Source organism: Williamsia sp. Y853, from assembly GCF_056786495.1.
Genome location: NZ_JBXCJC010000001.1, coordinates 441992 through 466327, shown reverse-complemented (window position 1 = coordinate 466327; position 24336 = coordinate 441992). Strand labels below are relative to the sequence as shown.

Genomic DNA, 24336 nt, shown 5'->3' with positions numbered 1-24336 from the left:
CGGGTGATCACGACTTAAGATGGTCCGGTGCCGGTCAATCGAAGTCGCAAGGCCAGATACGCGCGCAAACGCAAACGCCGGATGGATGCCGTCGAGCACGATCTGCGACCCGAGCAGTGGACAGAACTGAAAGCCGCCTGGGGCGGCTGCGCCTACTGCGGTGCGACCGATAAACCGCTGCAACGCGATTGCGTCCTACCGATCTCCAGGGGCGGCCGCTACACCATCGACAACATCGCGCCGGCCTGCGGTTCTTGTAACGCCAGCAAATGCAATGACGAGGTCACCGGGTGGCTGCGGCGCAAGAAGCTCAACGAGCGCGCGTTTCTGGAGCGCCACATAGAGATCAGCGCAGCGATGCGGATCTCTCACCCGGCGGACGCCGAGTCGGTCACGGATGCAGCAGGATCTTGACGGCTCCATCCTGTTTCTTCTGAAAGATCTCGTAGGCGTGGGGTGCCTGCTCCAACGACAATTCGTGTGTGGCAAACGTATCCACGCCCAGCGGGTCGTCGTCGGTGAGCAGCGGCATGATGTCGTCGACCCACCGCTTGACGTTGGCCTGTCCCATCCGCATCGTGATCTGCTTGTCGAACATCGTTCCGAGCGGGAGCGGATCCATGTCGCCTCCGTAGACCCCGATCAGTGAGACCGTGCCGCCACGCCGCACCGCGTCGAGGGCGGTGTAGACCGCGCTGAGACGGTCCACGCCCGCAGTCTTGAACAGCGGCTGGGCGATGGCGTCGGGCAGCATGCCGGTCATCGCCTGAATCACCTTGGCCCCCAGTGCACCGTGTGCTTCCGCGCCGACCGCGTCGATGACCGAATCGGTTCCGCGGCCATCGGTTCGATCTCGGATGATCTCGGCGATGTTGTCATTGCGCGACAGATCGATGGTGTCGATACCGCGTGCCCTGGCCCGTTCGAGCCGTTCGGGGACGAGGTCGACCGCGGTGACCTGGTAGCCCTTGTGGGCTGCCACTCGTGCCGCCATGTCACCGATCGGGCCGAGGCCGAGGACCGTCACCGAGCCACCGTCGGGGATGTTGGCGTACTCCACGGATTGCCACGCGGTGGGCAATACGTCGGAGAGATACACAAACCGCGAATCCGACGGACCCTCCGGCACTTTGATGTGCGTGAAGTCAGCGTGCGGGACACGGAGGTACTCCGCCTGCGCGCCGGGCACCTGACCATAGAGTTTGGAAAAGCCGAACAGGGCCGCACCCCGCCCCTGAGAGGTCACCTGTGTGGTCTCGCACTGTGTGGGCAGTTGATGGTTGCACATGTGGCAAGTGCCACAGGCGATCTGAAACGGGATGACAACCCGATCCCCGACGGACAGGTTCTTCACCGCCGAGCCGACTTCGACCACCTTTCCCATCGGTTCGTGCCCGAGGATGTCTCCGGGAGACATGAACGGTCCGAAAATCTCGTAGAGATGAAGATCTGATCCACAGATGTTGGTCGTCGTCAGCGAAATGATCGCGTCCGTCGGTTCTTCGATTTTCGGGTCCGGCACGGTCTCGACGCGCACATCACGCTTGCCTTGCCAAGTCACTGCTCTCATATCGGCTCCTTGTTACGGCGAACTTCAGGTCATCCGCCCCTGTCGGGAGGTACCCCTCGAGCGCCGGGCGCAATCACGATGTGGATGTGGGCACCAGGGATGACAGAGTGGGGGTTTGAGAACTACTCGCAGCGGGTAGGCCGGGTGAGTGAGAAGACGATTGCGTGGATGGGACAGTATTGGACCGATCTGAATCCAAGGCCCGCACCTCAGACGACTATTCCGATGTTGTCGGCTTGATCGAGCAGTTGCGAGCGGGTGATCCCGATACCCCTGCGACCAACCGTCTCCGCGATGACGTGATCACGCGTTGCCTACCGTTGGCCGAGAACATCGCACGTCGCTTCGGCGGCCGCGGTGAGAATCACGACGACCTGGTGCAGGTCGCCCGCCTCGGCCTCGTGAACGCGGTGGATCGCTTCAATCCGGAACACGGTTCGGAGTTCGTATCGTTTGCCGTGCCGACGATCATGGGCGAGGTGCGCAGGTACTTCCGCGACGCCGCGTGGGCGACCCGAGTTCCCCGGCGTCTCAAAGAACTTCACAAGTCGATCAACGACGCCTCGGAAGATTTGTCGCACAGGCTGGGGCGATCGCCGTCGGCGAGTGAGATCGCAGTCGAACTCGGACTCGATGTCGCCGAGGTGACAGAGGGTTTGCTCGCCAGAGGGGCGTATCAAGCACTCTCGACCGATTCCGGCGCAGCGGACGACGAGATCGGGGCGCCACTGCTCGAGACGATAGGTGAAGAGGATCCGGAGTATTCTCACGTCGAGAGTTACGTCATGATCCGGCCGGCACTGGCCAAGCTCACGGAACGGGAACGCCGAATCCTGGTGCTCCGCTTCTTCGGTTCTCAAACACAGACCGAGATCGCCAAGCAGCTCGGCATCTCGCAGATGCATGTGTCGCGAATCCTCTCGAGCACGCTGAAGAAGCTCCGTGAAGACCTGGGGCCAACCGAGACCGACATCAGTTCATTGCTGGGATGAGTGCAGTGATTGGCAATCAACGTCATGGGTACACGACCAGTGAGTAGAGGAAAGGGTTGTCGCCGTGTTGAAACGGGAACATCGAACCTTGCGGGTTAACCTGCCGGGCAAAGGGGGACAAACGTAGTGGGTGACGTTGTGGACATCGATGGGATCGCAGTGGCTCCGGTGAGTATCCGGGTCAGAGCCGATGAGTCGCAGGTACCGATGGTGCGGGCGATCGCCGAGACGTTGGCCGTGCTTGCGGACTTCTCGCTCGACGAGGTGGCCGACATCAAACTGGCGGTTGACGAAGCGGCGTCGTCGATCATCGGCTGTGCCGCACCGGAAGCCGAACTCATCATCGGATTCACCACGTCGGACCGCGACTTCCGCGCCGTCGTCCAGTCGTGGGTACCGGTCGGGAAAAGCCTGTCACAAACCGGATTCGGATGGCACGTCCTTCAGACGCTCACCAGCTCCGTCGCCGTGCACGAGGGCGCTGTCGACAACGGCGGACGCCTGGTTGCCATCGAACTCTCGAAATAGCCGGATCCCCGAGCGACGGCTGATCACTTGAGCCGGCGCAGCGGTGACGTGGCAGGTCCTTCGAGGATCTCGCCATCGTGACGGAAGCGTGACCCGTGAAGTGGGCAATCCCAGGATGATTCGGCGTCATTCCACTTCAGAATCCCGAACAGATGCGGACAGATCGCGGAAACCCGGTGTTGCCTGCCACCCACGGTGCAGACCCCTACCGGATGTGCACCGTCCCTGCGAACCTCGCCCGTGCGCTCGGTGGCCGATGCGTGCGACTCCGGTGAACCGGCGATCGCGGCGCCAACCCAACCCTTGACCAATTCCAGTCCGACAGCACCGTTGATCATCGCGGCGGTGGGAAGTCCTGAAAGCTGTTGGTAGCGAGAAGAATTGAATGCGCTCGCCCAGGACTTGTGGGCTCCGTGTAGTTGCCCGGACAGCATGAGTGCGGCCGCGATCCCGTTCGACATCCCCCATTTGGCGTACCCCGTGGCCACCACGATGTTGTCGTGCCCAGGAACGAGCGGACCGACATAGGGCAGCTCGTCGATGGAGACGTAATCCTGTGCCGACCAACGAGCTCGGAGGCGGGCGGTCGGGAATGACTGCATGGTCCATTCGATGAGTTCGTCAACCAGTGATTGTTCAGATCGGGTCCGGCCGACGGTGTGGCCCGCCCCGCCGGTGAGCAACACCTCGCCCTCGGTGGTCGGAACGGTACGGACCGACCGCGACGGCTGGTCGGCTGAGAGAAACATTCCGCTGGGAAGCTCTTCGGACACGTCGAAGGCGGCGGTGTAAGACCTTTCGGGATGGAGCCGCGCAAAGTATCCACCACGATCGAGAATTGGTGTACCGGTTGCCAATACAATTGTGCCGGCCCGTACATCGCCCTGATCGGTGCCCAAGACCTGGTCGCCCCGGTCGGTGCGGACCGACCGCACCCGGACGTTCTCGAAGATGTCGGTGCCCTGCGTTTGCGCCTCTGCGGCGAGAACCGCCAATACATCCATCGGGTCGAACTGGGCCTGATCGGTCAAGACCACCGCCGAGCGCGCCGGGAATGCCGTGTCGAGTTGGTCCACACGTTGGACCGGCAATCCCGCTCGTCGTGCGACCCGGAACTCCGTTTCGACGGCCTCGATACCGTCGTCGGACTGGGCGTAGGTGTACGCGTCCCTGAGTTGAAACGCGGCACCCTTGTCGCGCATCAGATCGAGCAACCATCGCTGACCTTCGAAGTTGGCCTCGACATATCGTCTGACGGTGTCGGCCGTGTGTTTGGCCGCAATGCTCGACAACCGCGTGCCCTGCAGCAAACTGAGTTTTGCGGTCGTGTTGCCCGTGGCGCCGAAACCCACGTGGCGGGCTTCCAGTACCGCTACCTGGGAGCCGGCCCGTGACAGCAGTAGCGCGGTGGCCAGCCCGGTGATCCCACCCCCCACCACGACGTATTCGTAGCGGGTGTCGGTGACTGCTCCCGAGGGCGTCTCGACATTGACTCGGTCACGCCAAAATGAGGACACCGGATCGCCATACCCCGATGACGGGCCGACCAAACACGCTGCGAATCAGTCCGAGTTGGCGTCTTCGACCAATGCCCACCGATCTGAACAGAGATCTGGCGACTACTCGACCTTGCTGCTGCGGAGTTCGTGACCCTTCGAGGTCAGGCAACGGCCGCTGCGCAGATCCCACGACCAGCCGTGCAGGTTGCAGGTCAGTTTTTCGCCCTCGATGACACCGAACTTGCTCAGATCGGCCTTCAGGTGGGGGCAGCGTCGCTGAATCTCCCAGCCGTCCTTCACGATTGACGACGAATCGTCGTGCGCCTCGGCAAACCATCCGTCCGCGTAGGCGATTCGCTCATCGGTCAGACACTTGAAGAAGGTGTAGAGGTATTCGTTGTATCCGCCGATGCGCCACGTGGTGAATCGGGTCGAGAGGAAGATCGTGTTCACCCAGTCGGGTTCGTTGTCCCGCAGAACGGTCCGGACCAACTCGGGTGCGATCCGGAAGCCGTACCGGTACTTGCCCTCGTTCTCCTTGGGTTCACGGACCGTGCGGTTGGGGAAGTCGAGAACGACTGTCTCGTCGCCCATCACAAGCCCGACGGGGTAACCGATCCCATCGCAGATCTGATCACTCTGCGCCATGATCGGCTCGAAGAGCGACTTGAGGGGCTCGAGTAGTGGTTCACCTTCGGCCGGTGCCCAGGTTGCCTTCTGCGCGGCGATGATCGGGGCGAACTTCACCGCCATCTTGTCGAGGTAGTCGGCCTTGTTCTTGCCGAAGACCTGTTCCGGCGGGTACGGATGGCTGATCTCGTCGAGTTGTGAACCGGTGAACTCCGCGGTGGACCCGGAGACCATCATCAGCCCGCGATGCTTGACGCCGTCGTCGGTGCCGTGTTCCTTCATCTGATCGAGGAACGTTTCCTGATCCGGGAAGATGCTGGTGGGGTCGTTCTCGATGTCGTTGAGGTACCGCAGCTCCTCGTCGAGGAACATCGGCGGCCCGGCCGACGGCACGACCCAGGTGGCATCGACCTGTTCGATGTACGACCGCGCGCGGTCCATGCCGCGCTGACGTTTCTGCGCCGCGAAGTTGGCCTTGGAACGCTTCGGGATGTCGTAGACCATCGGATACCAGATCGCGCCCGAGTACTGCAGCATGTGGACATCGATGTGACCGAACTGCTCGGTGATGACGTCGAGATCGACCGGCCGGGCGTCGTTCATGTTGAACACGGTGGTCTGACCGTCGGAGACGACGATCCCGCTGTCCCCGATCGGGCCGTCGGCGGGTGCCCGCAACGCCACGATCATGACGTCGAGGCTGCCCTTGTCATTGGTGACCGTGGTCTTCACCGAGTCCTCGGTCTCCAGGAATTTGTGGAAACCGAGTTCTTCCAGCGCCCGTCGCAGGTCGGGAACCGGGTAGTCGGGCAGCAGGACGGTGGCGTCTTTGTTGACGTTGTCCCGCAGGTTCTGCTCGTCGAAATGGTCCTTGTGCAGATGGCTGACGTAGAGGTAGTCACAGTCGCCAAGGGCTTTCCAGTCCAGCTCACTGTTGTCCGGAAATGGGATCCACGACGCAAAGTATGCGGGGTTGACCCATGGATCACACAGGATGGACCCCGCTGCCGTCTGGATGTGGAATCCTGCGTGTCCAACGCTCGTGACCTGCACGTACTGCCTCCAAAATTGTGGTGCTCTTGCTGCGGTCCCCAGAGTATCGACCGCATGGGGATGGCCGCCTGCCAGCCAACGCTAAGCTCGCGGAATGGAACCGGTCTACGACACAGTCATCGCCCTGGCCCGTTCGCTGTGGGCGGCCGAGGGGCTGACGTTCACGGTAACCGGCGTCGAGAATGTGCCGAAAACCGGCGGCGCGGTGATCGCGATCAACCACACCGGCTACCTCGACTTCACCTACGCCGGGTTGCCCGCGTTCGTGCAGGGTAAACGCAAGGTCCGATTCATGGCCAAAAAAGAGGTCTTCGACAACAAGATCAGCGGACCGATCATGCGCAGCCTCCGGCACATCCCGGTTGACCGTGGCGCCGGCGCCGAGAGCTACCGGGCCGCGGTCGACTACTTGCGGGCAGGCGAACTCGTTGGTGTGTATCCCGAGGCCACCATCAGCCGCAGTTTCGAGATCAAGGCGCTCAAGTCGGGTGCGGCCCGGATGGCTCACGAGGCGGGCGTGCCGATCGTTCCGACCGTGGTCTGGGGCGCCCAGCGGGTGTGGACCAAGGGCCATCCCAAGCGACTGGGCCGGACGAACATCCCCATCTCGATCGGGGTGGGCAAGCCTGTCGACGCAAGCGGCGATCCGGCCGCGGTCACCGCAGAGCTGCACAGGGTGATGAGCGAGCTGTTGCTGGAACTTCAGGAATCGTACGGCCCGCATCCGCAGGGTGAGTTCTGGGTTCCGGCCCGTCTCGGCGGCGGTGCACCGACGCTGGAGGAAGCGAATCAGATGGACGCCGATGAGCAGGCCGAGAAGGCTGCCAAACGAGCCGCCCGGACCGAGGCCGGTCACGGCGGCTGAGGTCGCGAAGAATCGCGACCGACGTTCCATTCCAGGATGACGGTGGTGCCGAAGGCGGTCGGGTTGATGCGCGGGTGATCGGAGAGCGCCTGCATCAATGGGATCCCTCGCCCGCGTAGTCCCGCGGAGGATGATGCCTTCGCCTGCTGCCAGTGGCCGTGGTCTTGGACGGTCACACTGAGCAGGTAGTCGTACCGGTCATAGATGGCGCGCAGGTTCATCGTCCCCGGTCCGGCGAGATGCGCGTACGCGTGTTCCACGGCGTTGGCCAGGGCTTCGTACACCGCAAGGGCGATCGCGTCGGCGTGGCCATCGGCCTCGGGAACCTCGTCTTGCAGCCAGCTCGCCAGGTGTTGGCGAAGCCGAGTTGCCGCTGCCGGATCGGCAGTCACGTCGGTGAACGCGAGCTGCGGGTTCTCGATCGGCAGGTTCGTCATGGTTTGGTCGCCATCCACCCTTCGGTGTTACCCAGGGGGAGTGGGTTTTATGCGGTGTAGGGGTCGGCGCGGCGTTCTTCACCTAATTGGGCTATAGCTTCGTCCACCGTGGCGTACACGGTGACGGTCTGGTCCAGCCCGACCAGGTGCATGGGCCGGGCAGTTGCTGGTCCGTCGGCCACCACGGCAAGGCGTCCGGTCGGTGCGATGTTCTCGTGCGCCGTGACCAGTGCCGTCATGCCTGCAGAGGACAGGAAGTCGACGGCCGAGATGTCGATGATGAGTCCGGTGGGGACCCCGCTGATCGCTTCGCCGACGGCATCGGACAACTGCGGGACGGTCAGTACGTCGATGCTGCCGCGCACGGTCAAGACAACCAGTCCGCCCTGGCGGTCGGCGGCAATGGTCAGTCCGCTTCCGGCGGGTAAATCGTTGTCTTCGCGAGTGTGAGTCGAGTGTTTGTCGATCGAGTCCATCGAAACCCCTTGTGCCGTGTGTCAGATGAACGTGGCGGCTCATCAGTGAACCGGCCTCGTTCATATTTGCACAATTGATGTTGGCGGGGCCGAAGTCCTGTGTGGCATGCCGCTGTAGCCCTGAACACACGGAAGATCAGGTGCGCGACGTCGCGGAAATCGGGCTGCGCCTGCGCTGCCCTGAATTAGGCTGTCCGCCATGGAACCGGTATTCCGAGCGCTCGAAATGACCGCGAAGACGCTGGTCAGGGCGCAGGGATTGAAGCTCGACTTCGTCGACCTGGACAAGCTGCCGGCCCGCGGTGGAGTGGTGTTGGCGATCAACCACACGGGATATCTCGACTTCCTGCCTGCTGCACTGGGCGTTCACCGTTGCGGCAGGCGCGTGCGATTCATGATCAAGTCGGAGATGGAGAAGATTGCCGTCATGCGCTTTCTGATCAAACACACCAAGACGGTGTCGGTTGATCGGACCGCGGGCGCCCAGGCATACGAGGTCGCGGTGCGGACCCTTCGCAGTGGGGAAGTGGTCGGCGTGTATCCCGAGGCGACGATCAGCCGGAGTTTTGAGATCAAGGGGTTCAAGTCGGGTGTGGCGCGGATGTCGATTGATGCGCAGGCTCCGATTGTGCCGGTGATCGTCTGGGGAGCCCAACGCATCGCGGCGAAGGGTGGTCCGCGCAATCTGGGAAGGACCAAGACGCCGGTCATCGTCGCGTTCGGAGATCCGATCGCGCCGCCTGCGGCCGGTACCGCGACCACTGACGCGCTGGTCACCATGCTGAAGCAGACCATGCAGTGCATGCTGCTCGAGGTCCAGGAGCGGTACGGCGACCACCCGGCCGGGGCATATTGGGTGCCGGCCCGCCTCGGTGGGAGCGCCCCGACGCTGGAGGAGGCCGAAGCGATGGACATGGCCGACGCAGCCGCGCGGTTGGCGAAAAGGCAAAATGGATGAAATGCCGCCCCCGGAGTTCGTAGGCCCGCCCACACTGATCGCCAGCGATGTCGATGGCACGCTCATCGACGACAACAACCTGGTGCCCGAATTGGTGCGCTCGATGATCAACAAGGCGACTGCCGCCGGTGCCACCTTCGTGATCGCCACCGGACGTCCGCCCCGATGGATCGCCGAGATCACCGACCAACTCGACGTCGAACCGTATGCGGTGTGCGCCAACGGTGCGATCGTCTATGACGTCGCGACCGACCGCATCCTGCACTCGCAAACCCTGGGCGCATCCGTGCTCGAGAAGCTGGCCGAGTTTGCGTACCGACAGATTCCCGGATGCGGACTGGCGGTGGAGAGGGTCGGCAAGAGTGCCCACGACGCCGCGACCCCACCGTTTGTGGCGACGTCGGGTTACCAGCACGCCTGGCTCAACCCGGATCACATCGAGATGAGTGAAGCCGATGTGCTGTCACAAGAAGCGGTGAAGCTGCTGGTGCGGCGTCCGGAGATGACCAGCGATGAGATGGCTCGCCGGATGGCCTCGGTCGTCGGCGATCTCGCGGACGTCACGTACTCCACCGACAGCGGCTTGATCGAACTCGCGGCGCCCGGGGTCAGCAAGGCCAGTGGCCTTCAAGTGCTTGCACGCCTTCGTGATCTGCCGGTCGATGCGTCGGTGGCCTTTGGTGACATGCCCAACGACATCGAGATGTTGCGTTGGGCGACAAGAGGTTTCGCGATGGCCGACGGGCATCAGGCCGCCATCGACGCGGCCGACGAGATCGCCCCGGACAACAATGACGGTGGCGTGGGCCAGGTTCTGGCCCGCTGGTTCTGACCCGCTCGTTCTCATCCGCTGGTTGACATCCAAAAAGGAATCCGCTCCACCTACCTGCGTCCGCTCCCGTTGTGTAACAGGAGCGAATACAAGTAGGTGGAGCGGATTCTTGGGTCAGGCAGGCGGTGCGGTGGTCGCCAGGTCGCGCTGCTGGTTGTAGCTGTTGTTGAACTCGTCGATGTAGATGCGGAGCACCTCGACGATGCCGGTGATCAGGTTGAAGATCAACGTTCCGCCCTGGAACGACTGGCTGATGCCCTGTGGTCCGGAGGTTTCACCCGACGTCGGCAGGCCCAGGGATCCGGTTTCGAATCCCAGTGCCGCCCAAGCTGTCTCGATGGCGCCCTTGATCACCTGTGCGCCGGTGGCCTCGGACCAGTAGATCTTGCCGTTCTCGAAGTCGGCGTACTTGGCGGTGCCGTCGGGGGTGGTCTGCTCGACGGTTGTCGCGTTGCCGAGCTCGCCGGAAGGGCCGCCGGTTGTCATCCACTGCTGGGCGATGGCGCCGGTGTCGGTGGTGGACAGGACCTGCGGATTGGCGGTCGGCAACTGGCCGTTGCCTGCTGCGATCGCGCGGATCTGTGGCAGTGCGTCGTAGCCGAACTGGCCGGGGCAGTCGGTGCTGTAGAAGTCGCGGTGACCACTGATCATCGACACCGTTGCCGTCTCACCGGCGGCGTACAGGCCACCCGGGAATCCGATGGATTCCAGCGAACTCTGTCCATTCGGATCGAGTCCGGCCAGTCGCAGCTTCCATCCGAGGAAGGTTCCGGCCGCGTTGATCATCTCGGGTGTCGGCTGCACCTCGTTGAGGTTGCCCATCATCGCCAGGCCCATGGTGTCCTCGTTGAACCCGCCGGTGTGGACGCCCTGGACGTTTTTGTCGAGTCCACCGGCCGTGCCCTCGAAGGTCTGGCCGTACTTGTCGACGAGCACGTTGTATCCGATGTCGCACCAGCCCAGGGTCTGCGCGTGGTACGCGTAGATGCCGCGGACGATCTCGGCGGACTGCTCGGGGGTGTAGTCGTTCGAGCCTGCCGTGTGGTGGACGACCGTGTCCTCCAACGCGTCGTCATATGTCGGCTCCGAGCAGCGCAGCGATTCATCGGCACCCCACTGGGCCCGGGAGATCACCTGCGGGACACCGGGAACTGCCGGTGCGGCGGGAGGGGCGACCTCTGCGGCAGGAGTTTGACCTTCTGCGATCGGTGCGCTCGTTCCGGGCGAGATCAGTGCGGCGCTGATCGATGACAGGGCCTGCACCAGATCCTGTTGGGGTGCACCGGTGGTGGTCAGCAACGGCTGGTCCTTGGGCGTGAATACGCGGGGCGCGATCTCACCCGGAGCGACCGTCGATGTCGGGATCGAGGTTTCGGTGCGTTGCGGCACCGGAGGTGTGGTGAACGTGGAGGTCGTCGACGGTTGGGTTCCGGACGGTCCGGCGGCGGGGTCGGCCGGCCCGCTGCCCGGAGCGGCAACGCCGTCGTTGGTGACGGCGATCTGGATGACGTTCGCTTCACCGATCCAGATCGGTTCTGTGCCTTGCTTGTTCGGGTCCTTGTCGCTGACGCCGTCAATCTTGTCGGCCGAGAGCCATGGGCCCCATGATCCGTCGGGTGCCTTGGCGCGGATGAACGCGGCGGTGTCGGCCAGTCCGTCCCAGGTCAGTCCGACCATCGAGAATGGGGTGTCCTGGCTGATCTCTTTGACCAGTGCGCCCTCGGGTGCGGCGGGTTGGGCCGGTGCGCCGCTGGAAGGAGTGGTGGACTCCGGGACGGTGGTGGCGGGCGCGGTGGTGGACGGGAGAAGGCCGCTCGGGATCTCCAGTGGGATGTCGGGCAGCTCGATCCCGGAGATGTCGATCGGCGGGAGCGTCACACCCACATCCGCCAGTCCTGACTTCACCAGGTTGAGAACAAGCGTCGGAACGTCGTTCAGGCTGACCTGGTTGATGGTCGTCGGGGTGACCGACTGCGCGGTTGGCACATCACTGGGATCAACAGCGAAGTTCGGCGCACTGCCTCCGACCAGGATGGCGACCGGGCTTGCGACGACGACGGCGGCAACAGTGCCCAGGACGATCGAGGGTTTGGGGCGGCGATAGCGCACGTAGTTCTCCTTGTTTGTCGCACTGGTCGAGCTGGTGATCACCGACGTGTGAGAGCACGCCAAAGGGGGCGTCCTGCGCAACGTCGACTTCCCCTTCGACTTGTTAGACCGGCAAATCGTGTCTTTTGTGCGGCCCGAAGTCCACGACCTAGACCGGCGTGGCGTGAAACTCGTGATGCTGTTGTTATGTCCTGTGACTTCTGTGGCTCGGAAATAGCAACTAGTGTCACTTCAGTCCCACTAGTCACATTGCGTGCTGATGCGTGTGTGTGAAGCCGCAGTGGGCGAAACTGTTGCGAAGGGACAGCCATGCCGCGTATCCCAGGCCTGTACACCACTCGACCCATTGGGGGCCGGGCTGCGTACGGTGCCCGGTTGCGGCGGCCGGCAGTGGCCGGGGTGGCCCTGTTGATGGCCGTCGGAGCTGCCGGATGGGTGGTTCCGCGGGTTGTCGAAGCAGATGTTTCGCTTGCGGTCGGTGGCGAGGTGACGCTGGTCGGGCACGGTAACGGGCACGGCCGCGGCATGGGCCAGTGGGGCGCGTTTGGTTATGCCAAACAGGGTTGGACCTCGACTCAGATCTTGAGTCACTATTACGGCGGCACCACCGCGGGGAAGGTGGACAACGTCGACGTCTCGGTAATTCTCACAGGCGAGTCGTCGGTCAATGTCTTCGCGGACGCCGGAATGAGGGTTGGTGATGTGGCGGTGGCACCCGGGCAGGCCGTGAGTCTGTCGGGTTCCACCGCCACCATCACCACCGGCTGTGGTGGTCCGGTGGTCCAGTCCGTCGAACTTTCGCGGTCCCTGGTCTCACCGATCACCCCGGGCCCGGGACGCCCGCCAGCGGAACTGCTCCGGATGTGCGGCTCCGATCAGACAGTCCGTGGTTCGCTCGGTTTTGATGGCGGCAACGTGATCAACGTCGTTCCGCTCGACGACTACGTCAAAGGTGTTGTGCCCAAAGAGAGCATCGTGACCTGGGCCGATGAGGGTGGCGCCGAGGCGCTCAAGGCGCAGGCCGTTGCCGCCCGCACCTACGCACTGGCTTCGATGGATATCAGCAAGCCGATCGACGACACCATGAACTCTCAGGTCTACGGCGGATTCGGTGCCGAAGACCCCCGCTCCAACATCGCGGTCGACGCCACCGCCGGAGAGATCCTGCTCAAGGACGGAAAACCGGCGTTCACCGAATTCTCCTCCTCCACCGGCGGCGCGACCGACGGACGCGACTTTCCGGCCGTGATCGATGAGGGTGACGCGATCTCACCGCACCACGAGTGGACCGCCTCGGTCAGTTCGGCGAGCATCGCAGGCGAATTCGGCGTCGGATCCCTGACCGGCTTCGACGTGATCGAGGCCTACGGCATGGGTGCAGAGTCCGGCCGGGCCGCCACCATCCGGATCAGCGGTACCGGAGGCAGCGTCGACGTTCCCGCGCAGGAGGTTCGCACGCGACTGCAGCTGAAGTCGTCGTTCTTCTCCGTGCAGGGACAGGTGAGCCCGCCCGCGATCATCGCACCGCCCTCGGGCGTCGGCGGCACACCGGCCGCGCCGGCGTTACCGGCCATCCCAACGCTTCCGACAACCCCGGGCACGCCGGGAACCCCTGATTCCTCCACCGGTACCGACGAACTGCTCGGTCAATTGCTGGCACTGGCAGAGGCCGCCATCGGGACGAAGTTTTCCGAATTGGGCGGTCCCGCAGGACTACTCGGAGCAGCCCTCGGACCGGTCGAACCCACTGTCACGGGAACCGGTGCGGTGCAGCAGTTCCAGAACGGTGCCGTGTTCTTCAGCCCGGAAAGCGGCGCGCATGCGCTGGCCGGTGTGGCCTTGGTGAATTACCTGCTTCAGGGCGGCGAAACCGTCTTGGGATTGCCGGTCGAGGATGCGCTGAGCGCTCTTGCCGAAGGGTTCGCCCCAACTTCATCCCCGTGAGTGAACCCCCGAGGGCAATGTTGCCTCGGGGCCCCTCTATCGGGCGGATGTCGGGGCCAGGCGGGGATACTGGGCGCGTGAGCGAACCCGGTCCGGCCGCCGCCGGGCAACTCCATCGCAGACTTGGCGTATTCGACGCCGTGACAATCGGGCTCGGATCGATGATCGGCGCCGGTATTTTCGCCGCATTGGCGCCTGCCGCCGCGGCGGCCGGGTCCGGGCTGATCATCGGTCTGGCGATCGCCGCGGTCATCGCCTACTGCAATGCGACGTCGTCGGCGCGGCTCGCCGCCCTCTACCCGGTGTCGGGTGGGACGTACGTCTACGGCCGCGAAAGACTCGGCGCCTTCTGGGGCTACCTCGCGGGCTGGGGATTCGTGGTCGGGAAGACCGCCTCGTGTGCCGCGATGGCGCTGACGGTCGGTTTCTATCTGTGGCCGCAGTACGCCCATGCCGTCGCGGTCGCTGCCGTCGTGCTCCTGACCGCCGTGAATTGTCTGGGTGTTGCGAAGTCGGCGCTGGTCACGCGGCTGATCGTGGCGGTGGTTCTGGCCGTCCTTGCGGCCGTGGTGGTCACCACCCTCTCATCGGACGCCTCGCAACCCGATCGGCTCGACCCGTTCACCGATGTCACCGTCACCGGTGTACTTCAGGCAGCCGGCTTGCTGTTCTTCGCGTTCGCGGGATACGCGCGGATCGCCACGCTGGGTGAGGAGGTGCGCGATCCCGCCAGGACCATTCCGCGGGCGATCCCCACGGCACTGGGGATCACCTTGCTTGTCTATCTGGTGGTCGCGGTGGCGGTGCTCAGTGTTCTGGGCGCCGACAACATGGCCGGGTCGGCTGCGCCACTGGTCGATGCGGTGACGGCAGCCGGCGCCCCCGGGCTCGAGTCGGTGGTCCGGGTCGGAGCGGTGGTGGCTGCCCTCGGGTCGATGCTCGCGGTTCTGCTCGGCGTCTCGCGGACGAGCATGGCGATGGCGCGTGATCGACATCTGCCGCATTCGCTGGCCGCGGTCCGCGCGGCGACGGGGGTCCCGTACCGCGCAGAACTGGTGATCGGGCTGGTGGTGGCGGTACTGGCCGCGACCGCGGATCTACGTGAGGCGATCGGGTTTTCGTCGTTCGCGGTCCTGATCTATTACGCGATCGCCAACCTCTCCGCGGCAACTCTGCGGAAGGACGAGGGCCGGCCACCGCGGGTGGTACCCGTGCTCGGGTTGGTCGGATGTGTTGTCCTGGCGGCCTCACTACCGGCCGCGTCGGTCATTGCCGGGCTTGTGGTCCTGGCATGCGGCGCTGCGGTCTACGGACTGCGACGTGTGATCGCCCGTTGACGGCGGAGTCATCGCGAGTTCGGGCAGCTGGGACAATGGTCCACGTACCAAGAACAAGGAGATGACCCCATGCGTCCAGAAGCTGACGGAACGGCGCCGCATATTTCGTACGTGATCGCAGGGTCGGAGGCCACCGGCGGCGCCGGGTTACAGGCTGACCTGCGTACCTTCCGGCAGCTCGGGACGTACGGCGTCGGGACCATCACCTGCATCGTCTCGTTCGACCCGAAGTCCGGATGGGCGCATCGCTTCGTTGCGGTGGATCCCGACGTCATCGTCGATCAGATCGAAGCTGCCACCAGCGCGCACGATCTCGATGTGGTGAAGATCGGCATGCTCGGGACGCCGCAGACGATCGCCGTGGTCGCCGACGCGCTCGCGAAGCAGACCTGGCGGCACATCGTGGTCGATCCGGTCCTGATCTGCAAAGGGCAAGAACCGGGCGCTGCCCTCGACACGGACAACGGTCTTCGCAGTGAGATCCTCCCGCTGGCCACGGTGGTCACACCGAATCTCTTCGAGGCGCGCACCCTTGCCGGCATGGAGAGCGTCGAGAGTGTGGACGACCTCAAAGAGGCAGCTCGGCGTATCGCCGACCTCGGACCCCGATACGTCGTGGTCAAGGGCGGAATGGAACTACCGGGCACCGATGCCGTCGACGTCGTCTACGACGGTGTTGATTTCACTGAGTTCCGGGCACCGAAGATCGGTGAAGAGCGAGTTGCCGGCGCCGGCTGCACATTTGCCGCCGCGATCACGGCCGAACTCGCCAAGGGAGCGGACGTGCTCGACGCGGTTCGGGTGGCCAAGGAGTTCACCAGGGCCGGGATCGTGGGCAGGATCGCCACGAACATGCCCCAACCGTCAATCGGGATCGCGTGATCGTGCGCTGAACATGGCGGTCAGTCTGATCGCTCGCCGTCCGGTGCCCGAAACATCAATGCCGGCAGCAGAATCCCGAAGAACAGCGCGATCGCCACACCGAGTGCGGTTTCGCCGAGCCGTTCGAACAGCCGGGAGGGCGCGCTGTCGGGATTGGATAATCCCAGCAGCATGATCACAAAGAACGTCGTGAATGCGGGCAGAATGTAGAACCTCGAGCCTGCTGTGGCAGCCGTCAGTGTCAGCGTCAGTCCAAAGGCGACTGCGTAAACGACCGTGGGTGGCGAGGTTTCGATCAGCAGTACGGCCAGTGCGCCGCCGGCGATAACCGATGCCAGACGTCCGACCATGCGGGAGATCTGAACGCCTCGCGCCGGACGCATCACCATCAGCGCTGCGGCGCAGGCCCATCCGACATGGTCGAAGTCGAGTGCAAAACCGATCGCAGCCGCGACCGCTCCGGCTGCGCCCAATCGCAGTCCGTATGCCATCCCCGGTCCCTCGGGTGGAGCGTCCCGAGCCTCGGGTTCCCGCTGTGGCAGCACCAGGGAGACCAGCCAGACAAAGGCGGAACCGGCGACGAAAAGCGCAGTCAGTCTTGCCGATTCGCCGAGACCGTCGTAGCTGAGGCCGACGCCGACCATCGGTACCGCGAGGGTCATCATCAGTAGCCCGAGCCGGGCGAACCGGGCGACACCTGCCAGGAGCACCGCGCCCAGCGCCAGCCCGAAGATCACCGGCACGGCAAGCACCGGGTATGGGGCCACCAGTGAACCGGCCATCATCGGTACGCCGATGAGCAGACCGGAGATCAGCAGAACGAGGCGTTGTCTGCGTCGTGGTGGGATTCCGACCACGGCGGCAGGTAGTACACCTACACCGAGGGCGGCGGCCGCGGCGAGGTCAGAGAACGCGACCGCCACAGCGGGTACGGCGGCCACCGCGCCGAGGCCCGCCCCGATACGGCTCCATGCGAAGAGCGGTCTCTCGGGCATGGGCCACAACGCCTTTCGCAGCTGATCCGGCTCAGGGATATCGGGGCGGCCGGATGTGCCTTGTCAAAACGCTAGCAGGGTCCGGTCAGGTAGGCGCGCTGGTTGAGGAACCATTTCCCACCCGGACGAACTCGGTTCAGCACAGGCAGATCTGGGCCGAGCGCAACCACGCGGCGAAGGCTTCCTGGTCGGTGCTGTCGGTGACCCACCAGGTGATGGTTCCGTTGACTTCTGAGTAGATGATGTACGCAACGGTGTTGTCGTCGAAGGTGTCGAAGTAGGCGTACACCGGGTCGCCGTCGATTGTCTGGGTGAACAACTCGGAGGTGTTGCTCTCCGCATACGCGGTGTCGGCGATGGCCTTGATGTCGGAGGTACCTGCGTCGAACAGGGCGATGGCGCTCGGTGGTGCTCCCGTGGTGCCTTCGGTGAGTACGCCACGGGCCGGCGCGCAGATGATCGCGGCGACGGCATAGTCCGGACGGTCCACCGTCTGGCAGGTGTCGGCGTCGAACAGATCCGGGTTGGCGTCGACCAGCCCCTGGTCGTCTGCACCAAGGGCGCCAGGTGTTGTGGAAGCGTTTGTCGTGGGTTCCTGGCGTTTGGTGGTGGTCGTGGATTTGGTCGAGGTGGTGCTCGCCGTCGATGTGGTCGACGAGCTTGCCGGCCCGGCTTTGGGGTCGTTGTCCCCGCCGGAACTGGCGATGGCCACTCCGAGAATGGCAGCGACCAGCACAACCACAACCGCAGCGATCGCACCTATCGTGAGATTGCGCTTGCGGTTCGGGTTGGGGACCGGCTGCTCTGGCGGCGAGCCGTAGGCGGCGGCATAACTCGGCGGGGGGTTCGAGCTGTACTGGGGATCCGAACCGTACTGGGGGTCCGAACCATATTGGGGATTCGTGCTGTATTGGGCGGTGGGCACATATTCGCCACCCGGTGCCGGTGCCGGTGCCTCGGTCGAGCCCCAACTCGGTGTGCCCCAGCCCGGTGCACTCGGTGGCGGTGGACCGGACGGCGTTTCCGGGGTTGCGGGTTTGGACAACGGAACACCGACGATCGGTGGCGTCGGCAGCGGTGCGCCCGCGGCACCGGCCGAATCCGACTCGGCGACGAGGGCTTCGAGGGCTCCGAGTGCGACCACCGTCTTCGGGTTGTCGAGTGTTGCCACCGTGCCGAGTTCACCGAGGCGCTGCTGGACCAGTGGCACCCGTGAGGATCCGCCCGTCAGGTAGATCTGGACGTCACCGCCGGCACCGGCGCGAGCCAGTGTCCGCCGGGTGAGGTCGACAACCGAGTCGACGTTGGCGGCGATGAGCTGCTCGAACTCGCCGCGTGTCAGTTCGAGGATGGCCTCGTGCCCGCCTGCACTGATGTTGATGACCGCGCGCGGCGATTCGGACAGCAGCTCCTTGGCGCGTCGGATGTTGTCGTCGACGGCGCGCTTGGTCGACAGGTTTGCCGCTGTCCGCAGATACTCCAGGAGTTCGGGTGCGCGTGAGGTGAGCTGTTTGTCGACCCACCGCCGGATCATGGCGTCGAGGTTCTTGCCGCCGAGGCCGTTGCTTCCGTCGTGCGCGATCAGGTCGATCGAACCGGGTGTGGACGTCGCATCACCGATCTTGACCACGGCGACATCGCATGTGCCGCCCCCGTAGTCGACTACCGCAATCGTCTTGCCTGCGGCTTCCCCTGAAGGGATGGCCCGGGTGTAATGCGCGATCGCGGCGCGGGGTTCGGAGATCAGAGTGATCGCGGAACGGTCGAATCCGATCAACTCGGCCGCCCGGGTCAGAACATCGATCTCTTCGGGTGACCAGGCCACGGGGTGCGTGAGGATCAACCGGCTGGGCCGGGTACCGCCGCGGCGTTCCACCGCTCGATTCATTGCCGAATTCAGCACGGCAGCAATGAGGTTCTCCAGTGGCAGATCAAGATTTCCGACCGGAACCGTGCCGGCATTGATGTGCCGTTTCGGGTGCGTGATGAACGCGGCGGGATTGCCTGCGGCCTGGTTGACGGCGGCCTCGCCGACCAGCACATTGCGGTACGAATCCGCGTATACCGACGACGACATGATGTCGCTGTTGTGGGAGAGCGGCACCACCGACGGGGCACCCGAACCGGGTTCGTATCCGGCCGCGGCGGTATTCGACGTACCGAAGTCGATCGCCAGCCACCATTGATTCGACATCGGTGGGTTCCTTTCGAAGTGAGTTGGCCATCGGAGTCGGCCACCGCCAACGTAAGGCATATAGGCGTTGGCGGCAGCCGATTGTCCTGTGGGTGAATGTCGTACTGCCAGACGACGGTTGAGACAGCGTCGGCTACAGGATTTTGAAGCCGTCCGGTATGCCGTCCTGGTCGAGGTCGGATGCGCTGGTCTCGCTGAACCCGTCGCCGTCGGAATCGGACGTCGGGTTCCTCTGATGTTGGTTGTCGCCGACTCAGAGGGCGCTGGTGTCGGGGGTCTCGACGCTGTCGGGATCGATTTCGGTCCATTCGTCGGTGCCGGTCTCGTGGACATAGGCGCTGTCGATCTCGCCGTCCTGATCGTCGTCGACAAATGCGATGTCGTGTTCGCCGTCGGCGTTCTCGTCGAGGAACACGGTGTCGGCGATCCCGTCCTGGTCGGAGTCGGAGACCGCGGTCTCGAAGTGCTGGTCGCCGTCGGTGTCGAAGGCGAGGGTCTCTGCGGTGCCGTCCTGGTCGTAGTCCTGGACCATGACGTCGCCGACGCCATCGCCGTCGACGTCCACGAGGGCGGATTCGGTCACGCCGTCGTTGTCGACGTCGAAGACCTCCAGGACGGTGGCGTCTTCGCTGATCTCGGGCATGCTGTTGTCGGACATGTGGTTCTCCTTGTTGGTGTGGGTGCTCGCGATGGTCTCGCTTGCGGTGTTGTTGATAGGAGAGTCCGAACGCGCCGAATGTTCCGGTGGATGCGAAAGAGGTTTCCGGGTATCGATCTACTGGTTCGGTAGTACATCGCTGACAGGGGTGTTCTGGCCGGCCGCGAGCCACCACTGGTCGTCCTTGTTCACCAGTACATACATGGCCATCTCCGAAAATCCGGTGGTGTCGGGCTCGCCATCCGCGGACAACGCCTGCCTCCGGATGTGTGTCACCACCACCCCGGGTGCGGGGGAAATGCTCTGAACTGCCTGAAATTCGGACGTCGGTGCTGCGGGTACCTTGCCGCCCATCAGGGACCGATGAATCGTGTTGAGAAGTGAGTATCCCTGGAGTACTTGGCCTTTCGGGCTTCCCCAGAGCACATCTGAGGCGAACAGCGAGTCGTATTGATCGGCATTCGTTGCGTTTTGTAGCCGATCGACGAGGAGCGCAACCGCGGTTGCCACCTCGTCGTTGTCGTCGGCTCGGTGCAGAGTCGGTCGGGTGGTGTCCGTAGGCAGGTTCGATTCAGTCATACGATGACACTAGGAGTTCAAGTGTGCTTTAAGTCAAGCTAACGTGTGTAGTGCGAACGGATGAGCTGGACCGACGTTACGCGGCTAAAAACGCGTATCGGTAACGGGCGCTTGATGATCCGCAAGTTGCCCGAAATGTTCTTTGGTGCACATCAGAGTTGTTGGTCGCGTACATTTACACCGGCGCAATGGCATCCCTGCGCATCACCTGCCCAGAGGGAGTCCTTCATGGACATCAACACTGTCACGGACGTTGTCCGGCGCCCACCGCAGCGACCGGGGGAGATCTGGCGCACCGGCGATGCCTGGCTTGCTGGTGGAACGTGGTTGTTCTCCGACGACCAGCCGCATCTACGTCGGCTGGTTGATCTCACCTCGTTGGGTTGGCAGCCGCTCGTATCCGATGTCGACGGCCTGCAGATCGGCGCCACCTGCACGATACGCGATCTGTATGCCTTTGTGCCCCCGAATGGTTGGGTGGCCGGGCCGTTGTTGGCGACCAGCTGTGAAGCGTTCTTGTCGTCGTTCAAGGTCTGGAACGCGGCAACAGTCGGCGGCAACGTCGTCATGTCCCTGCCTGCAGGTCCGATGATCACGATGACCGTTGCGCTGGAGGCAACCTACACCCTGTGGGCGGCCGACGGTGGTGAGCGGACGGTTGATGCGGCCGAGTTCGTCACCGGAAACCATGAGAACGTACTGGCATCCGGTGAGATCCTGCGCCGCATCACCATTCCGGCGTATGCGTTGCGCAAACGGTATGCCGTCCGTCGGTTCACCCTGACCAAGATGGGCCGTTCCACGATCTTCATGGTCGGGACACAGACACCGGGCACCACCGATCTGCTGCTGACCATCACCGCCGGAACCACCAGGCCGGTCCGGCTGGCGTTCGACACGACCCCCGACGCCGCCACCTTGCGCGCCACCATCGATGCGCTGCCGAGCGAGCTCTGGTTCGACGACCCGAACGGCAAGCCCGATCATCGGCGGCACCTGGCGAACCACTTCGCCGAAGAGATCCGGATCGAATTGGCAGGCGGTGTGGCATGACGTACACGGTGAACGGTAAATCCTTTGAGCAACAGCCGGATCCGGGTCAGTGTCTACGCACCTTCATGCGTGATCTGGGCCATCACGGAGTCAAGAAGGGTTGCGACGGCGGTGACTGTGGTGCTTGCACCGTGTGGCTCGACGGCAGTCCGATCCACAGCTGCATCACACCGGCGTTCCGGGCCGACGACCATGAGGTCACCACCATCGAGGGCCTTGGCACTCCCGAAGACCTCCATCCGATGCAGAAGAACTTCTGTGCGGCACCGGGTTTTCAGTGCGGCTTCTGTACGGCGGGCATGATCATGACGGCGGCGGCGTTCACCGATGCGCAGAAACAGGACCTGCCGCGTGCGCTGAAGGGAAACCTCTGCCGCTGCACGGGTTATCGGGCGATCGAAGACGCCGTCAACGGCGTCTCGGAGATCGAGGAGGCAAAGCCGGGCCAGGCCGTCGGAACCAGCGTGGGGGCACCGGCTGCCGTGGATATCGTCACCGGCCGCGCCGAATACACGATGGATGTCGAGATGGAGGGAATGCTGCACCTCAAGGTGCTTCATTCGCCCCACGCTCATGCCCGGATCGTGTCCATCGACAAGTCCGCGGCCCTCGCCGTGCCCGGCGTGCACCGTGTGTACACGTGGGAGGACGTTCCCCGGAAACTGTTCACCACCGCCATCCACACCGACCACCTCGTCGATCCGGATGACACCTACATCCTCGACAACGTCGTCCGGTTCGTTGGGCAACGGGTTGTGGCCGTACTCGCCGAGACCGTCGGTGCCGCCGAGGAGGGTTGCCGTCAGGTGGTGGTCGAATACGATCTGCTGCCCGCGGTCTTCGATCCCGAAGACGCGATGTCGCAGGGTGCGCCTGCGCTGCACGGTTCGTCCGACCCCTTCGTTCAGGACCCAGAACACAACATCCTGCTCGAGATCCACGGGCACGTCGGTGATGTCGAGGCCGGGTTCGCCGAGGCCGATGTGATCCACGAGCGGACGTACGCCTCACCCCGGGTGCAGCACGCGCATCTGGAAACCCACGGATCGATTGCGTGGATGCAGGACGGTCGCCTGAATGTCCGGACCAGTTCACAGTCTCCGTCCATTGCCAAGGTCAAGCTCGCGCACCTGTTCGATCTGCGTCCTGACCAGCTACGGGTGTTCTGTAAACGGGTCGGCGGCGGCTTCGGTGGCAAACAGGAGGTGATCGCCGAGGACCTGGTGTCATTGGCAACGATGGACACCGGTGCGCCGGTATCGCTCGAATACACCCGGACCGAAGAGTTCACCACGGCATCCCCGCGACACCCGATGAAGCTGACGGTCAAGCTCGGTGCCAAGGCGGATGGAACGCTCACCGCATTCCAGGTCCGCAACGTCTCGAACACCGGTGCGTACGGTAACCACGGTGGTGAGACCTTGTTCGCGGGCAGCGCCGCGGTGATGCTCTACCGTTGCGCCAACAAGAAATACGACGCCTATTCGGTCTACACCAACACGGTGCCCAGTGGTGCGCTGCGTGGGTACGGGATGACGCAACCGGCTTTTGCGGTCGAATCCGCGATGAACGAGCTGGCGGTCCTGTTGGACATGGACCCGATGGACGTTCGGCGCCGGAACATCATCCGTCCGGGCGATGCTCTCATCGCATTCGAAGACGGTCCGGACGATGTGATGTTCAGTGAAGACGGCCTTGGTGAATGCATCGATCTGGTCGATGCGGCGTTGGCGCGCAACAATAATGGTGTGCCGCTGGGTGATGACTGGCTGATCGGGGTCGGAACCGCGAGTTCGATCCATGAGACCGCGCCGCCGACCGAGCACATCTCGGAGGCGTGGGCGACCCTGGGCGACGACCTCGTCTACGAGTTGGCCGTCGGAACGGTCGAGTTCGGTGAGGGTACCTCGACCGCGCACGTCCAGATCTGCGCAAACCAGTTGGGCACCACGCCGTCACGAGTGCGGCTGATCCAATCCGACACGGACCGAACAGGTTTCGACACGGGTGCTTTTGCCAGCGCCGGCCTCTTCGTCGCAGGCAACGCGGTTCTGAACGCATCCAACGCACTTCGGGACCGGATCCTGGCATTCGCGGCATCGCATACCGGTGAACCGCTCGCCGGCTGCGCGATGGACGACGACGGTGTTCTCTGTGGTGGTACCCGACTGACGCTTGCCGAGATCGTCGAGGTCGGGGCGCGGCGCGGGATCAAGTTCACGGAGGCCCGAAAGGCGTATGGATCACCGCGCAGCGTCACGTCGAACACCCACGGATTCCGGGTTGCGGTTCACCGGATCACTGGCGAGATCCGCATCCTGTACAGCGTGCAGGCGGCTGATCCGGGCGTGGTGATCAACCCGGCCCAGGTTCGCGGTCAGGTGGAAGGTGGTGTGGCGCAAGGGCTCGGATTCGTGCTCACCGAGGACTACCACGTCGATGAGACCGGCACGATGATGAACCCGAACCTGCGTAACTACCGCATCCCCACGTTTGCCGACGTGCCGCGTACCGAGGTGATCTTGGTTCAGTCGCACGATTCGGTGGGCCCGATGCGGTCCAAAGGGATGGCGGAGTGCTGTATCAACCCGGTGGCCCCGGCGCTGGCCAATGCTGTCTTCGACGCGACCGGCGTCCGGTACAGAGAGCTTCCGCTCACCCCGGATCGGATCTTCCACCGTCTCGGGGCGTCCCGATCGACCGCGGCACCAGCCTGATTCACATTCGACGAACCTCTTTAGGAGA

General features: G+C 63.9%; 21 protein-coding genes. 11 read left to right on the top strand and 10 right to left on the bottom strand.

Annotation, left to right across the window (positions count from 1 at the left end):
- The first annotated feature begins 81 nt into the window (after window positions 1-81).
- On the top strand, window positions 82-414 hold the full coding sequence (locus AC1TPF_RS02295; protein ID WP_482137308.1) for an HNH endonuclease: 333 nt from the start codon (window positions 82-84) through the stop codon (window positions 412-414).
- Here AC1TPF_RS02295 and AC1TPF_RS02290 read toward each other — a convergent pair.
- A complete protein-coding gene (locus tag AC1TPF_RS02290) occupies window positions 392-1570 on the bottom strand; it encodes a zinc-dependent alcohol dehydrogenase (protein WP_482142472.1) in 1179 nt (392 codons plus the stop codon). The two genes, AC1TPF_RS02295 and AC1TPF_RS02290, sit on opposite strands and share 23 nt — an antisense overlap.
- 164 nt (window positions 1571-1734) lie before the next feature.
- Here AC1TPF_RS02290 and AC1TPF_RS02285 point away from each other — a divergent pair, with 164 nt between their 5' ends.
- Window positions 1735-2562 (top strand): SigB/SigF/SigG family RNA polymerase sigma factor, encoded by an 828-nt coding sequence (locus tag AC1TPF_RS02285; RefSeq protein ID WP_482136713.1) that lies wholly within the window; start codon window positions 1735-1737, stop codon window positions 2560-2562.
- 126 nt (window positions 2563-2688) lie between these two features.
- Window positions 2689-3090 carry an ATP-binding protein gene (locus AC1TPF_RS02280; protein ID WP_482136714.1) on the top strand — a complete coding sequence of 134 codons (402 nt, stop codon included), beginning with the start codon at window positions 2689-2691 and terminating at the stop codon, window positions 3088-3090.
- 23 nt (window positions 3091-3113) lie between these two features.
- Here AC1TPF_RS02280 and AC1TPF_RS02275 read toward each other — a convergent pair whose 3' ends face one another.
- On the bottom strand, window positions 3114-4607 hold the full coding sequence (locus AC1TPF_RS02275; RefSeq protein WP_482136715.1) for an FAD-dependent oxidoreductase: 1494 nt from the start codon (window positions 4605-4607) through the stop codon (window positions 3114-3116).
- Window positions 4608-4709: 102 nt separating this feature from the next.
- Window positions 4710-6272, bottom strand: a complete 1563-nt coding sequence (locus tag AC1TPF_RS02270) for a Rieske 2Fe-2S domain-containing protein (protein WP_482142470.1) — start codon at window positions 6270-6272, stop codon at window positions 4710-4712.
- Window positions 6273-6366: 94 nt separating this feature from the next.
- Between AC1TPF_RS02270 and AC1TPF_RS02265 the strand changes: the two genes are divergently transcribed.
- Window positions 6367-7137, top strand: a complete 771-nt coding sequence (locus AC1TPF_RS02265; RefSeq protein WP_482136717.1) for a lysophospholipid acyltransferase family protein — start codon at window positions 6367-6369, stop codon at window positions 7135-7137.
- Here the strand turns inward: AC1TPF_RS02265 and AC1TPF_RS02260 are convergent.
- Window positions 7125-7574 (bottom strand): ATP-binding protein, encoded by a 450-nt coding sequence (locus AC1TPF_RS02260; protein WP_482142468.1) that lies wholly within the window; start codon window positions 7572-7574, stop codon window positions 7125-7127. The genes AC1TPF_RS02265 and AC1TPF_RS02260 overlap by 13 nt on opposite strands.
- Window positions 7575-7621: 47 nt before the next feature.
- The gene (locus AC1TPF_RS02255; protein ID WP_482142467.1) at window positions 7622-8050 is read right to left on the bottom strand and encodes an STAS domain-containing protein; all 429 of its coding nucleotides are present in this window, start codon (window positions 8048-8050) and stop codon (window positions 7622-7624) included.
- Between the two features lie 199 nt (window positions 8051-8249).
- Here AC1TPF_RS02255 and AC1TPF_RS02250 point away from each other — a divergent pair, with 199 nt between their 5' ends.
- Window positions 8250-9008 (top strand): lysophospholipid acyltransferase family protein, encoded by a 759-nt coding sequence (locus AC1TPF_RS02250; protein ID WP_482142465.1) that lies wholly within the window; start codon window positions 8250-8252, stop codon window positions 9006-9008.
- 1 nt (window position 9009) lies between these two features.
- A complete protein-coding gene (locus AC1TPF_RS02245; RefSeq protein WP_482142463.1) occupies window positions 9010-9840 on the top strand; it encodes an HAD family hydrolase in 831 nt (276 codons plus the stop codon).
- A gap of 114 nt (window positions 9841-9954) precedes the next feature.
- Here AC1TPF_RS02245 and AC1TPF_RS02240 read toward each other — a convergent pair whose 3' ends face one another.
- Entirely contained in the window at window positions 9955-11949 is a 1995-nt protein-coding gene (locus tag AC1TPF_RS02240) for an N-acetylmuramoyl-L-alanine amidase (protein ID WP_482136722.1), read from the bottom strand.
- 309 nt (window positions 11950-12258) lie between these two features.
- On the opposite strand from AC1TPF_RS02240, the gene AC1TPF_RS02235 reads away from it, so the two are divergent.
- The 3 genes from AC1TPF_RS02235 (at window position 12259) to thiD (ending at window position 16112) form a co-directional block, all read left to right on the top strand.
- The gene (locus AC1TPF_RS02235; protein ID WP_482136723.1) at window positions 12259-13893 is read left to right on the top strand and encodes a SpoIID/LytB domain-containing protein; all 1635 of its coding nucleotides are present in this window, start codon (window positions 12259-12261) and stop codon (window positions 13891-13893) included.
- Between the two features lie 47 nt (window positions 13894-13940).
- Window positions 13941-15230 carry an APC family permease gene (locus AC1TPF_RS02230; RefSeq protein WP_482143995.1) on the top strand — a complete coding sequence of 430 codons (1290 nt, stop codon included), beginning with the start codon at window positions 13941-13943 and terminating at the stop codon, window positions 15228-15230.
- A gap of 69 nt (window positions 15231-15299) precedes the next feature.
- Window positions 15300-16112 carry a bifunctional hydroxymethylpyrimidine kinase/phosphomethylpyrimidine kinase gene (gene thiD / locus AC1TPF_RS02225; RefSeq protein WP_482142462.1) on the top strand — a complete coding sequence of 271 codons (813 nt, stop codon included), beginning with the start codon at window positions 15300-15302 and terminating at the stop codon, window positions 16110-16112.
- Window positions 16113-16132: 20 nt separating this feature from the next.
- Here the strand turns inward: thiD and AC1TPF_RS02220 are convergent, their stop codons facing one another.
- From AC1TPF_RS02220 to AC1TPF_RS02205, 4 genes are all read right to left on the bottom strand, one after another.
- Window positions 16133-17107 carry an FUSC family protein gene (locus AC1TPF_RS02220; RefSeq protein ID WP_482142460.1) on the bottom strand — a complete coding sequence of 325 codons (975 nt, stop codon included), beginning with the start codon at window positions 17105-17107 and terminating at the stop codon, window positions 16133-16135.
- Between the two features lie 136 nt (window positions 17108-17243).
- Window positions 17244-19301, bottom strand: a complete 2058-nt coding sequence (locus AC1TPF_RS02215) for an Hsp70 family protein (protein WP_482142459.1) — start codon at window positions 19299-19301, stop codon at window positions 17244-17246.
- A gap of 253 nt (window positions 19302-19554) precedes the next feature.
- Complete coding sequence (locus tag AC1TPF_RS02210; RefSeq protein ID WP_482142458.1) at window positions 19555-19959, bottom strand: hypothetical protein; 405 nt, start codon at window positions 19957-19959, stop codon at window positions 19555-19557.
- 117 nt (window positions 19960-20076) lie between these two features.
- Complete coding sequence (locus AC1TPF_RS02205; RefSeq protein WP_482136729.1) at window positions 20077-20538, bottom strand: SgcJ/EcaC family oxidoreductase; 462 nt, start codon at window positions 20536-20538, stop codon at window positions 20077-20079.
- A gap of 228 nt (window positions 20539-20766) precedes the next feature.
- Here AC1TPF_RS02205 and AC1TPF_RS02200 point away from each other — a divergent pair, with 228 nt between their 5' ends.
- Both AC1TPF_RS02200 and AC1TPF_RS02195 read left to right on the top strand, forming a co-directional pair.
- Entirely contained in the window at window positions 20767-21591 is an 825-nt protein-coding gene (locus tag AC1TPF_RS02200; RefSeq protein WP_482142457.1) for an FAD binding domain-containing protein, read from the top strand.
- Entirely contained in the window at window positions 21588-24308 is a 2721-nt protein-coding gene (locus AC1TPF_RS02195; protein ID WP_482142455.1) for a molybdopterin-dependent oxidoreductase, read from the top strand. The genes AC1TPF_RS02200 and AC1TPF_RS02195 overlap by 4 nt, the downstream gene beginning before the upstream one ends.
- Window positions 24309-24336: the final 28 nt, after the last annotated feature.